The organism is Parvularcula mediterranea (genome assembly GCF_013085255.1).
In the GTDB taxonomy this organism is placed as follows: Bacteria; Pseudomonadota; Alphaproteobacteria; order Caulobacterales; family Parvularculaceae; genus Parvularcula; species Parvularcula mediterranea.
The window spans coordinates 965,015-977,832 of the sequence record NZ_JABFCX010000003.1 but is presented as its reverse complement, the minus strand read 5'-3'; the positions used below and the strand labels follow the sequence as shown (position 1 = coordinate 977,832).

The 12,818-nt window shown below is 62.2% G+C and carries 10 protein-coding genes; 5 read left to right on the top strand and 5 right to left on the bottom strand.

Translation table 11 applies throughout. The features are described 5' to 3' along the window. A complete protein-coding gene (gene phhA / locus HK107_RS13560; RefSeq protein WP_173200696.1) occupies nt 1-894 on the bottom strand; it encodes a phenylalanine 4-monooxygenase in 894 nt (297 codons plus the stop codon). 455 nt (nt 895-1,349) lie between these two features. Between phhA and HK107_RS13555 the strand changes: the two genes are divergently transcribed. The 4 genes from HK107_RS13555 (at nt 1,350) to HK107_RS13540 (ending at nt 4,816) form a co-directional block, all read left to right on the top strand. Next, entirely contained in the window at nt 1,350-2,270 is a 921-nt protein-coding gene (locus HK107_RS13555; protein WP_173200694.1) for a Gfo/Idh/MocA family protein, read from the top strand. After that, a complete protein-coding gene (locus tag HK107_RS13550; RefSeq protein WP_173200692.1) occupies nt 2,263-3,906 on the top strand; it encodes an NAD+ synthase in 1,644 nt (547 codons plus the stop codon). Before HK107_RS13555 ends, HK107_RS13550 begins: the two co-directional genes overlap by 8 nt. Before the next feature lie 3 nt (nt 3,907-3,909). Continuing rightward, a complete protein-coding gene (locus HK107_RS13545) occupies nt 3,910-4,299 on the top strand; it encodes a hypothetical protein (protein WP_173200690.1) in 390 nt (129 codons plus the stop codon). A gap of 67 nt (nt 4,300-4,366) precedes the next feature. Next, nucleotides 4,367-4,816 (top strand): YHS domain-containing (seleno)protein, encoded by a 450-nt coding sequence (locus HK107_RS13540; RefSeq protein WP_173200688.1) that lies wholly within the window; start codon nt 4,367-4,369, stop codon nt 4,814-4,816. A gap of 117 nt (nt 4,817-4,933) precedes the next feature. Here the strand turns inward: HK107_RS13540 and HK107_RS13535 are convergent, their stop codons facing one another. The 4 genes from HK107_RS13535 to HK107_RS13520 form a co-directional block, all read right to left on the bottom strand. After that, nucleotides 4,934-5,677 carry a DUF1217 domain-containing protein gene (locus tag HK107_RS13535; protein WP_173200686.1) on the bottom strand — a complete coding sequence of 248 codons (744 nt, stop codon included), beginning with the start codon at nt 5,675-5,677 and terminating at the stop codon, nt 4,934-4,936. A 75-nt stretch (nt 5,678-5,752) separates the two neighbouring features. Then, nucleotides 5,753-6,226, bottom strand: coding sequence for a transcription elongation factor GreA (greA, locus tag HK107_RS13530; RefSeq protein ID WP_173200684.1), 474 nt, complete (start codon nt 6,224-6,226; stop codon nt 5,753-5,755). 54 nt (nt 6,227-6,280) lie between these two features. Continuing rightward, a complete protein-coding gene (gene carB, locus HK107_RS13525) occupies nt 6,281-9,571 on the bottom strand; it encodes a carbamoyl-phosphate synthase large subunit (RefSeq protein WP_173200682.1) in 3,291 nt (1,096 codons plus the stop codon). A gap of 153 nt (nt 9,572-9,724) precedes the next feature. Beyond that, nucleotides 9,725-11,104: an oligosaccharide flippase family protein gene (locus HK107_RS13520; RefSeq protein ID WP_173200680.1), complete on the bottom strand. Its 1,380-nt coding sequence runs from the start codon at nt 11,102-11,104 to the stop codon at nt 9,725-9,727. A gap of 197 nt (nt 11,105-11,301) precedes the next feature. Between HK107_RS13520 and HK107_RS13515 the strand changes: the two genes are divergently transcribed. Then, entirely contained in the window at nt 11,302-12,816 is a 1,515-nt protein-coding gene (locus tag HK107_RS13515; RefSeq protein WP_173200677.1) for an O-antigen ligase family protein, read from the top strand. Nucleotides 12,817-12,818: the final 2 nt, after the last annotated feature.

Genomic DNA, 12,818 nt, shown 5'->3' with positions numbered 1-12,818 from the left:
CTACTCCGCAGCAAAGCGGCCGCCTCTGTTGGCATAGGCCTGGTCGCCTTCTGTGAAGACTTTGTCCGTCTCCAGAATGTCTGCAGGCGTTTGGCGGTATTCGCTGGCGCAGCCTTCTTCTCTCAGCCGTTCGTAGAGCGGGGCGAACTCCGTGCGCAGGGTTTTCTCGAGGAGGTCTTCGTAGCTGTCGATGACGAAGTAGGTCTGCTGGAAGTCGTCGATCCTGTAGGCGGTCTTCATCAGCCGCTCGACGTCGAAGCCGATGCGGTTGGGGCTGTCGCTTTCGAGGCTGAAAACACTCTCTGCAGGAGAGGAGACGATGCCAGCGCCGTAGATGCGCATGCCTTCGTCCGTCTGGATCAGGCCGAATTCCACCGTGTACCAATAAAGCGCAGCGAGGTTCTTGAGGCAGCCTGAGTTCAGGCTCTTGAGCCCGCCCTGACCATAGGCCTGCATGTAATCGGCAAAGACCGGGTTCGAGAGCATCGGCACGTGGCCGAAGACATCGTGGAAGACGTCGGGCTCCTGGATATAGTCGAGCTGGTCGGGCTTCCGGATGAAGTTGCCCGCCGGGAAACGCCTGTTTGCGAGATGGTCGAAGAAAACCTCGTCCGGCACCAGCCCCGGTACGGCGACGACCCGCCAGCCGGTGAGGGCTTCGAGCTCGTCGGACATGCGCTCGAAATGAGGGATCCCGCCCTTGCCGAGGTCGAGGGCCTTCAGACCGTCGATGAAGGCCTGATCGGCACGGCCCGGAAGCACCTTCATCAGGCGCTTGTAGAGCACATCCCAGGTGTTGTGCTCTTCCTCGGTATAGCTCTCCCAGTCCTGCGGGATGGTGTAGTCATCCGCAGGCGCCTGGCTTGCGCGGTGAAAGGCAGGGGTGTCCGTCATGGCCGGTCTCCGGTCTTTTTCCGGTGACTAGCGGAACTTTGCCCCCGGCCCAAGACAGGGAAACCCCTGATACCGCGCGGGATTGATCAGAAGATGCGGAGCACCTTCGCTGTTCGCGTCATATCGCCCATGGGGCAGGGCATGGCCCTCGCGAACGGGTTGATCTTATGGGTTACGGGGACCGACCCTCTCAGGGTCGCCCGCAGGCCCTCGAGCGCCTCATTCAAGGCGTCTTCACAAAAGCGGTTAGCTGCGAACGGAACGCGCATCTCACCTCCACCAATTACCACCACCAGCAGGCCTAGAGGGGATTTGCGGCGAGCAGATTTCTGCAATGGGGCCATTTCAAGGCAAACTTGCCCGATGTTTACCGCCGGGGGGCTTGCCACAGGGCTCACACCTTTTCAGAGGTGCCCGCTCAACGCTATCGCTGAACCAAGGAAGACCGAGGCAGCATGGACAGCATTCTCAAAGCAGGAGTCGCGGGCGCAGGGGTGTTCGGCGGCTACCACGCCAACAAATATGTCGAAGCCGAAGGGGCTGAGCTCACAGCGATCTACGATCTCGACTGGGAGCGCGCCGAGGAACGGGCCAAGGGCCACGGCGCACGGGGATTTGATGACTTCGCGGCGTTTCTCGAAGAGATCGACGTCCTGACCATCGCTACCCCGGCGACCACCCACGCCGAGCTCGCCTCGCAGGCGATCGCCGCGGGCAAGCATGTGCTGGTCGAGAAGCCGATCGCCATGACCACCCCTGAGGCCGATGCGCTGATCGACCAGGCGGCCGAGAAGGGCGTCTTCATCCAGGTCGGCCATCAGGAGCGCTACGTCGCTGCCGCCTTCGGCCTTTTTGACCGGGAAGTGCCCCAGTCGGTGCGGTCGCGCCGCATGAACCGTTACAGCCCCCGCGCGGGCGATGTGTCGGTGGTGCTCGACCTGATGATCCACGATCTCGACCTCCTGGCCCAGCTCACCGGCCGGGCCGAGGCCAAGGTCCTGTCGATCGAGGCTAAGAAGGAGAAGGGCATCCACGCCGATTATGTGGACGTGACCCTCGATGTGGGCGGCGTGGAAGCGCAGCTCATCGCCTCGCGACTTGAGACGGACCCGACGCGGGACCTGAAGCTCGTCTATCCCGATGGGCAGATCCACCTCGATTTCCTCGACCGTTCGGTGGCGAACACCACGCCTGAGCCTGTCGCGGCGGATTTCAATTCGGCTGACCTGCCGCTCGCGCTGAAAGATCCGCTGGCATTCGGGACGCAGAGCTTCCTTGCCGCTGTCCGTTCGGGGGTGAGCCCGGTGGTGCCGGGTCAGGCTGGCCGCCGTGCGCTGGCCATGGCGCTGACCATTGAAGAGGCGATCGGTGGCTGACGTGCTCCGGGTTGCCCTTGCCCAGCTCAACCAGCGGGTGGGCGATCTTGAGGGCAATTGCGCGCGGATACGGGATGCGGTCCGCGACGCTGGCGATGTCGACCTCGTGGTGACGCCTGAGCTGTCGATTTCTGGCTATCCGCCTGAGGACCTCATTCACCGCAGGAGCTATGTCACGGCGTGCATGGCGGCTGTTCGTCAGCTCGCTGAAGATACCAAGGGCGGGCCCGCTATCATCGTCGGCACGCCCTGGCGCGATGATCCTGAGGCTGACTATCCCTACAATGCCTGTGTCGTGCTCGACGGCGGCGAGGTGGCGGGTGTTGCGCGCAAGGTGCACCTGCCGAACTATGGCCCCTTCGACGAGCCGCGCACCTTCGCGGCCCATGATGCGCCTGAGCCGATCACGTGCCGCGGCTGGAAGCTGGGTCTTCAGATCTGCGAGGACATGTGGTTCCCGCACGTCAGCCGTATGCTGAAGGACAAGGGCGCTGAGGTGCTGATAGCACCCCACGGCTCCCCGTTCCGCAAGGGCGTGAAGCAGGAACGCCTGGCCTGCGCACGAGGGCGGGCCGAGGAAACTGGCCTGCCCATGATCTTCGTCAATCAGGTCGGCGGGCAGGATGAGCTCGTCTTCGACGGCGGCGCGTTCATCGCTGACGCGGGCGGCATCGTCACGTCATCGGGCCTCTTCGAGGAGGGCATCCTCCGTGCGCTGATAGCGCGCGGCGGCAAGGTCATCGGGCCTGAGCCTGCTGAATGGGTAGCCGATGAGGGCCTGCTATACGAGGCAGTGGTCACGGGCACGCGGGACTATGTGCGCAAGTCAGGGTTCAGGGACGTGGTACTCGGCCTGTCCGGCGGCATCGATTCGGCCCTCGTCGCCGCGATCGCCGTTGATGCGCTGGGTCCGGAGCATGTGCACTGCGTCAGGCTGCCCTCGCGCTACACCTCTGGGCCTTCCATGGCCGATGCCGAAGCATGCGCGAAGGCGCTCGGTGTGCGGATGGATACGATCGCTATCGAGCCCGGTGTTGAGGCGATGACAGGGATGCTGTCAGAAGTCTTCGAGGGCAGCACGCCTGATCTCACCGAAGAGAACCTTCAGTCGCGGCTGCGCGGGACCGTCCTCATGGCGATCTCGAATAAGCTCGGCTCGATGATGCTGACTACTGGCAATAAGTCGGAAATGGCGGTCGGCTATGCCACGCTCTATGGCGACATGAATGGCGGGTTCAATCCGCTCAAGGACGTTTACAAGACCGAAGTCTTCCGCCTTGCGCGCTGGCGCAACGGGGCGAAGCCGTCCTGGGCGCTGGGGCCCGATGGCGAGGTGATCCCTGAAGCAATCATCACCAAACCTCCGTCAGCGGAGCTTCGCGAGGACCAGAAGGACGAGGACAGCCTGCCGCCCTATGACACCCTTGATGCGGTGCTGCAGGGACTGATCGAGCGCGACCTCGGCCCCGAAGAACTGGCCGAAGAAGGTCACGACATCGACCTCGTCCGCCGGATCGAGGGACTCCTTTTCCGCGCGGAGTTCAAGCGCAACCAGTCCCCTCCCGGCGCCAAGGTGACGACACGGTCGTTTGGCAGGGACCGGCGCTACCCCATCATCAATGGTTGGCGGGGCTAGGCCATGATCCTCGCTGCGCAGATCATCATTGCGGGGGCCATCGGGTTCCTCGTGGTGATCGGCGGCATCGGCCTCGTGGCGCCGTCAGCAGCGTTCCGGTTCTGGCGGGGTTTCGGCTCCAGCCTGTGGGCGAACAGTCTCGAAGCCTGCTTACGTTTTCTGATCGGCGTTGCTGTCATCGTCGATCGCGAGAGCTTCCCGAAGCCGGATTGGGCGATGATCGCAGGGGCTTTCCTTGCGCTGAGCGCTTTGGCGATCGGGCTCTTGTACCCACTCCACAAGCGCTTTGCCGCCATGGTCGTTCCACCTCTGGAACGGTTTATGCGGCCCTATAGCCTTGGCGCAATTCTTCTGGGCCTAGCGGTTGCCTGGTTCTGGCGTCCGGCCCTCTGAAAGATCTGCGTAACCCTTTTCGGAGGAGCGCGAACAAGAGGTCATGCAGCCACGAGGACGACCCCTCATGAAGAAAATCATCACCGCAGCGATCTTCGGTATCGCAGCAGCCACCGCCATCCCCGCCGCCGCTTATGCCGCTGACCCGGTCTCCACCGGCCGGTTCAACAACGTCGCCGCTGGCGGCTATGACGTCGTGAGCTTCTTCTCCGGCGAGGGCGTCGAAGGGTCGGCGGACTTCTCCACCACCTATCAGGGTGCGGAGTTCCACTTCGCCTCAGCCGAGAGTCTCGCCACGTTCGTCGCCGATCCTGACGCCTATGCGCCGCAATATGGTGGGTACTGTGCATGGGCCGTCGCCAACGGCAAGCTCGCTTGGGGCAACCCAAAGAACGCCAACATCGTCGATGGCAAGCTCTACCTGAACTACAATGACGGCATCGAGAAGAAATGGCTCGCCGATATCGACGGCTTCATCACCAAAGCCGATGCCGAATGGCCTGAAATTCTGAACTAGGATCCCAAGGCTCTTCCCGCACTGTCCCCTCAAGGGAAGGCCTGCTTCCTCTCCCCGAACCCTGGTTCAGAACCAGCGGCGCCCCCGGCCTTTTTAAGGTCGGGGGCGTTCGTGGTTTCAGAGGGTGAGGTTGGTCTGGGGCGCAGATGCCGCGAGGAGCCTGACGGCGGCGCTACCGCTCGCGACCTGCGTCTGGACGATGTCGTTATTGATGGCGAAACGATAGAGGAATTGCTCGCGCCTCGCCTCGTCTTTCAAGTCCTGCAGAGGAATCGCCTTCTCGAACCGCTCGGCAAGCTTGTCTATGTCAGCACCCTGAAGTTCTTGTGGAAGGCTGAGCGCCGTGAACATGACATCACGCAACGGCGGATCGGCAAGGACCTCGAACCATGAGGACACCTCCCCGATCTTGCGGTCGAAATAGGCGGACAGGCGTGCGCCATTGTTCGTCTCACCGGCTTCGATTTCGAGCTGCACCCGCTGGTAGCGGCTCGCGACCTTATCGAGGAAGTCCGGCAGCTGAAGCTTGAGATTGCCGGCAACACTGAAGCCCAAGGCATCCGTCAGCTCACGGTATTTCGCGTCGTTGAGGCGGTTCGCGAGATCGGAGCGGTCATCGCTCCCCTCCTCCAGAACACGCCCGATGATTGCCTTGGCGTCGAGCGCACCCTCTAGATCGTAGGCGGTCATCACGTAGCGGTAGAGGCGAAAGTCGGCGAGCAGGTCTTCAGGCGTCTCCACCTCGCCGATGTTCGCGCGGAAATAGTCCGTCTCCCTCCGAACCTGCGGGGGCGGCGCCTGCGTCTCGGCCTGCACGAGGCGGCGGTTCAGGAGCTCAGTGGCGAGGACGGTGCTGATCATGGCGAGAGCTCCAAGGGCTCCCGCCACCTTAGGATGTAAAGCTTCAAGGCTGGTTAACCCTCAGCGTTCGCCTGATCAGAGGTACTCGACCTTCTCGATCTCGTAGACGCGGCTGCCGCCGGGGGCTGCGACCTCGACGCTATCGCCCTCTTCCTTGTTGATGAGGGCGCGGGCGATGGGCGAGCCGATGGAGATACGGCCGACCTTCAGGTCTGCTTCCAGCTCACCGACGATCTGGTAGCGCTTCTCTTCTTCCGTATCCTCATCAATCAGCGTGACGGTCGCGCCGAAGCGGACGGTCGGGCCTTCGAGGGAGGAGATGTCCACGACCTGCGCGCGGGAGTGCTTGTCCTCGAGGTCGAGGACCTGGCCTTCGATCCAGGACTGGCGCTCTTTCGCGGCATGGTACTCGGCGTTTTCGGACAGGTCGCCATGGGCACGCGCCTCGGCAATCGCCTGGATGATAGCCGGGCGCTCGACGCTTTTGAGGTGCTTGATGTCCGCCTCCAGCTTGTCAAAGCCAGCCTTGGTCATCGGAAACTTGTCCATGTCATCGCCTTTCCGCGAAGGAGCAGAGCCGTGTTGCGTCTGCGGTGTAGTGGATCAGCGGTTGTAAGACTGCAGAGGCCTGACTTCAAGGCCGCCCCTGCGCAATGCCTCGATGGCGCGCACCGCTGCATGGGCTCCGTTGAGGGTCGTGATGCAGGGGATCTTGCGCTGGAGAGCCGTGGTCCTGATCGACCGGGAGTCCAGAATCGACTGGGCCGTTTCGGTGGTGTTGAAGATCATCTGCACCGTGCCGTTGATGAGTTCATCGACAATGTGCGGCTGGCCTTCGAGGACCTTGTTGATCTTCCGGACCGGCAGGCCTTCGTCATCAAGGTGCTGCGCCGTGCCGCCCGTGGCGATCAGGGAGAAGCCCATGTCCACGAGGCGCCGGGCGGCGCGGGTGATGCCTTCCTTGTCGCCGTCCTTCACCGAAATGAAGACGCAGCCTTCGAGAGGCACGGTGACGCCAGCGCCGATCAGCGACTTGGCGCGGGCCTTGTCGAAGTCTTCGTCGATGCCCATCACCTCGCCGGTCGAGCGCATCTCCGGGCCGAGCACCGTGTCGACGCCGGGGAAGCGGCTGAACGGGAAGACGACTTCTTTCACCGCTGTGTGGGTGAGGTGGTAGGGCTTGAGGTTGAAGTCCGAAAGCTTCGCGCCCGCCATGATCCGTGCACCGATCCTTGCGACCGGAACGCCCGTGGCCTTGGCGACGAAGGGGGCACTGCGCGAGGCGCGCGGGTTGACCTCGATCAGGTAGACGGTGCCATCCTTGATCGCGTACTGAACATTCATCAGGCCGCGCACGCCGAGCTCCAGCGCGAGGGCCTTTGTCTGGCGGGCCATTTCCTCACGCAGCTCATGGCTGAGGGAATAGGCGGGGAGGGAGCAGGCGCTGTCGCCTGAGTGGACGCCTGCCTCTTCGATGTGTTCGAGGATGCCTGCGATGTAGACATCCTCGCCGTCACAGATCGCATCGACATCGCACTCGGTGGCGTTGTCGAGATAGTGGTCGAGGAGGAGTGGCGCACTCTCCGAGAACTGAACGTTCGAGTTGTTGAGATAGTTGGCAAGCGAAGGCTCGTCGCGGACGATCTCCATGGCCCGGCCGCCAAGGACAAAGCTTGGGCGGGTGACCAGCGGGTAGCCGACTTTCTCGGCGGCGAGGAAGACCTCTTCGCGGGTCGCGGCGGTGGCGCCCGGCGGCTGTTTCAGATCGAGCTTGTTGACGAGGTCGATGAACTGCTGACGGTCCTCGGCGCGCTCGATCGCTTCGACCGGGGTGCCGAGGATCGGAACGCCGAGGTCGGCAAGGGGCCGCGCGAGGTTGAGCGGGGTCTGGCCGCCATACTGGACGATGACACCGAGCAGTTCACCCTTCTCCATCTCGCGCTTGATGAGGGCGTAGGTGTCCTCGGCCGTCAGGGGCTCGAAATAGAGACGGTCTGACGTGTCATAGTCCGTGGACACCGTTTCGGGGTTGCAGTTGACCATGACCGATTCGATGTCTGCATCGGCGAGGGCAAAGGCTGCGTGGACACAGCAATAGTCGAACTCGATCCCCTGGCCGATCCGGTTCGGGCCACCGCCGAGGATGACGACCTTCTTGCGGTCCGAGACATCGGCCTCGTCTTCGCCGTGGGGCTCATAGGTCGAGTAGAGGTAAGGGGTCGCCGCCTTGAATTCGCCTGCGCAGCTGTCGATCCGCTTGAAGGTCGGCAGCACACGGAGCTCTTCGCGGAGCTCGCGCACTTCGTCGGCCGTGCCTTCGGCCAGCTGGGCGAGGCGTTCGTCGGAGAAGCCCATCGATTTGAGTTTGTGAAGGCCAGCTGAGTCGGCAGGAAGCCCTGCGCGCTCGATCTCTTTCTCGGCCTCGATGATCCCCTGCATTTGCTCGATGAACCAGGGATCGTAAGCCGTCACCATACGGATCTGTTCGGCAGGCAGGCCCATGCGCATGGCCTGGGCCGCGACACGGAGGCGTTCAGGCGTTGGCGCGCTGAGGGCCTTGCGAAGCGCCGCGATATCATCGTCACCACCAATGCCGGGGACCGCAATCGGGTCGAGGCCGCAAAGGCCGGTCTCAAGACCGCGCAGGGCCTTCTGCAGGCTCTCCTGGAATGTCCGGCCGATGGCCATCACTTCGCCTACGGACTTCATGGCGGTGGAGAGATTAGGCTTGGTGCCGGGGAACTTCTCGAAGGCAAAGCGCGGGATCTTGGTGACCACATAGTCGATCGACGGCTCGAAGGACGAAGGGATCACACCGCCCGTGATGTCGTTCCTCAGCTCATCGAGGGTATAGCCGACGGCAAGCTTGGCCGCGACCCGGGCAATCGGGAAACCCGTGGCCTTCGAGGCAAGCGCTGACGAGCGCGAGACCCGCGGGTTCATCTCGATGACGACGAGGCGGCCATCTTCAGGATTGACCGCCCACTGAACGTTCGAGCCGCCGGTCTCGACGCCGATCTCGCGCAGGACCGCAATCGAGGCGGAGCGCATCTTCTGATACTCTTTGTCCGTAAGCGTCATGGCGGGTGCCACGGTGATCGAGTCGCCTGTGTGAACGCCCATCGCGTCGACGTTCTCGATGGAGCAGACGATGATGCAGTTATCCGCGCGGTCGCGGACCACCTCCATCTCATACTCTTTCCAACCGAGGAGCGACTCGTCGATCAGGACCTGCCCGACCGGCGAGGCTTCGATCCCTGCACGGACGATCTCGGCATACTCGTCCTTGTTGTAGGCAATGCCGCCGCCGGTGCCGCCAAGGGTAAAGGCGGGGCGGATGATGGCGGGAAGGCCGATTTCGTCGAGGGCCTTCATCGCCTGAGCATAGCCCTGGATCCGGTCATAGCCCGTCAGCTTGCCGTTCTCGTCGCGGATCTCAGGCGAGGAGGCGATGGCGGAGCGGGGGTTCTCAAGGCCGATCTTCTCCATCGCGACCCGGAACTTCTCCCGGTCCTCGGCCTTGTCGATGGCGTCGGCGCGGGCGCCGATCATTTCGACGCCGAACTTCTCAAGCGTGCCGTCTTCTTCGAGGGCGAGGGCGCAGTTGAGCGCGGTCTGGCCGCCCATGGTCGGCAGGAGAGCGTCGGGGCGCTCCTTCTCGATGACCTTGGCAACGAACTCGGGAGTGATCGGCTCGATGTAGGTGGCATCGGCGAACTCAGGGTCCGTCATGATCGTCGCCGGGTTCGAGTTCACCAGGATCACCCGGTAGCCCTCTTCCTTCAGCGCTTTCACGGCCTGGACGCCGGAATAGTCGAATTCGCAGGCCTGGCCGATAATGATCGGGCCCGCCCCGATGATGAGAATGCTCTCGATATCGGTGCGTCTGGGCATGCTGGTTCCTCCGGCTAGGCGCTTTTGATCGGCGGCTCACTGTCCGAGATAGGGGGACCCGAATTTAGGCAAACCGCGCGTAAACGGCTGAGCCGTTAATGCGCGCCAGCGGTCAACGCAACACTAGATTTTGCCTATCGCAGCGCTCGCGGCTCAGCTCGTGAATGCGAACAGCAGAAACACTGCGAAAAGGATGGGGAGACGGATCTCATCCTGCCAGCGGATGCCGATGACAGGGCTCGCGCGCCAGACGGCGATGATCGCGTTGACGCCGAAACGACCTGCGAAAGCTGCCATGGTCGCGAGCGGACCGCCCAAAGCATAGGCAATGGGCAGCGCGACGACCGTGTAGGTCGCGCCTGCGAGCTGCACGATGAAGAGCTTGCGGCTCTTGCCCATGGCGAGCTCGCACATCTGGATGAGGTTGAAGGGCAGGAAGAGGAAGCCGAGGATGAGGATCTTCAGGTAGCCGCCCGCCGGATGGAACTTCTCCGGATACATGATCTCGAAGGCGAACTCGGCGCAGAAAAAGACCCCGATAACCGTCGCAACGATCACGGCGTCGACGATCAGGCGCAGCTTCCGATAGGTCTTGCGCATCTCCTCATGGGAAACCCGCGATGCCGCGCTGAAGGCCGGGAAGCAGGCCTTGTTCAGAAGGCGGCTGAAGACGTTGAAAGCGGCCTTCGACCAGATGATGGCCACCGAATAGAGGGCGAAGGTCTGGGCATCGAAGGTGCCGGCGAAGAAGAAAATGTCGCCGCGCTGGAGGATCAGCAAAAGGAATGTGGAGAGGAAGAGCCATTTCCCGAACGAAATGATCTCCTTCACATGGGCCATATCGAGGTGGAAACCCATGCGCGGGCCCGGAAGGACGATGTGGCTGAGGATCGTCTGGCAACTGGAGCCCACCACGACACCGAGCACGAAGGCCCAGACATCAAGGCCCTGAAACGCTGCAACGAGGGTGGTCACGGTCGCCGCGACCTGAACCGCGATGGCCAGGAGAACATTGCGCAGCACGTTCTGGTGACGCTCGAGCCGCAGGTCGTTGGCGGATTTCAGATTGCCGAAGAAGAGCGTGATGCCTGTGACAGTGATGACCGCAGGCGCCGCCGGATCGGCGAGGATCGAGGCTTCGGGAATGAGACTCCGCGGTCCGTCGAGGGTCAGGGCATAGGCAAGGCCGACCACAAAGGCTGACAGCAGGAAGCCCTTGATCGCGTTAAGCGTCCAGACAGTCCTGAGGAAGTCAGGCTCTGCGCCATTCGGGGAGCGGATGACCGAGCTCCTGAGGCCGATGTCCGACATCATCGTCATAGCGACGTTGATGGTCATGGCAACGGCGATCAGGCCGAAGGCTTCAGGGACGACGAGGCGCGCGAGGATGAGGTTCGACGCAAGCTTCATCACCGTGGTGGTGGAAAGCTCGAGGAAGGTCAGGCCCGCCACAGAGCCGGCCGCACGCATGGTCTGCGAAGGCAGAAGAAGGTCGCGCAGCCTGCCGGCTCTCATGCGGACGGCTTCAATCATGGGGCGTGGCCTTGCGTGACGTCGGGAGGGGCAGTCACTGTCCCTCAAGGATGGATATAGCGTGGGCAGGTTGGCAAGAGGTTGCGCGTAGCGTGCTGGCTGGCAAGACGGAAACGCTTTCGTGAACGGCCGGGTTTTTCGCGTCTGCTAACTTTCTTGTCGGAAGACAGTCCTGACGTATCGAGGAGCAAGGCCTCTTGCTTTCCAGCACCGCCAAATACCTGGTGTTTTTCCTGCCTATCCTGGGCGCAGCCATGTGGCTGCCCTGGACCAAGTGGGGTGACGCCGAGACCAGGCGGGCGACCTTCCTCGCCTACATCGTCCTGACGAGCATCCTCTTCGTCTTTGGAAGCCCACCTCTGAAATACGTCCTGCTCCTAGTGGCAGGGCTGCTGATCAGTCCCAAGGATCCCGAAAAGCGCGCGGCGCTCTTCGTCATGCTCATCCTGATCATCCCGGAACGGTTTCCGTATTACGTCCCTTTCCCGGGGATCAATTACCTCGTCATCCTGCGGTCGGACATCCTGTTCCAGGTCTTCATGGGTCTCCCGCTGCTTCTGATGAGCCGGAAGAAGGTCAAGGATGGCGGGGCGCTGCTCGACATCCTGTTCCTGGGGTTCGCGGTCTTCTGGGCTATGATGCTGCTCAGGTCGCCCGAGACGTTCACATCGGCGCTGAGGGTTCAGGTCCTGCACGTGCTCGAGACGGTGGTCGTCTATCTCGTGCTGAGAAAGTGGCTCGGATCCTACGAGGGGATGCGGGCCTACTTCACGGCCTTCTTCGTGTTCCTCTTGTGCCTCGGCGCGCTGGCGGTTCTTTCGTCGGCAAGAAACTGGCACTTCTACGGTGAGATCACCGAGTTCAACTACCTCGCCCTGATCAGGCACGGCGGTATCCGGCTCTCCCTTCAGTTCGACCCGTTCTTCCTGAGCTACATGATGCTCACTCTCGGCGTGACGCTCTACTGCCTCAGAAGGTGGCTGACGCTTCCGAAGCTTGCTGTATTTGCTGGCGTTCTCCTGGCGCTTTTCCTCGCTCAGGACACGAAAGCGCGGACGGCATACCTGCTGTTCGTCGCCATGTTCGGCATGCTGATCTATTTCCGTTTGCCAAGTCTCGGCCTGCGGAAGTTTGTGATGTTCGGTGCGATCGTCGCAGTCTTTGTCCTGTTCCCGATCGCGCTCAACTACGACTTTGGTTCGATGGAAGGGTATAATTCCTTCGACTATCGCCAGCGGCTCTTTGAGACTGCGATGCAGAAACTGGGGCAGAACCCGCTCTTTGGCGATTCATACTACTACTTCGATCCGATTTTCGATGACCTCGTCACCGGCGAAGGGTTTGTCGACTTCACCAACTCCTACCTTCAGATTGCCCTCGGCTCCGGCATCATCGGCGTAAGTCTATGGACCGGCTCGCATATCTTGGGCATACGGATGGCCATGGGTAACGCACAGAAACTGCGTGCTCGAGAGGATGAGCGATCAAAGGAGATGGTCGTCTACGGCGAGCTTCTGGCGATTTACGGCATCGGCATCATGATGATGGGGCTGACGTCGAGCTTCATCAGCTTCACCTTCGAGTTCGCCGTGGTGCAGGTGGCGCTCTGCCGAGCTTACGTCACGGCCGTGGCGCGTGAGCTGGCGCGGGAAGAGGTGCCTTCCGAAGCAAAACAGAGCTTACCGGGCGCCTATCCGCAGCCTGCGGAGTAGAC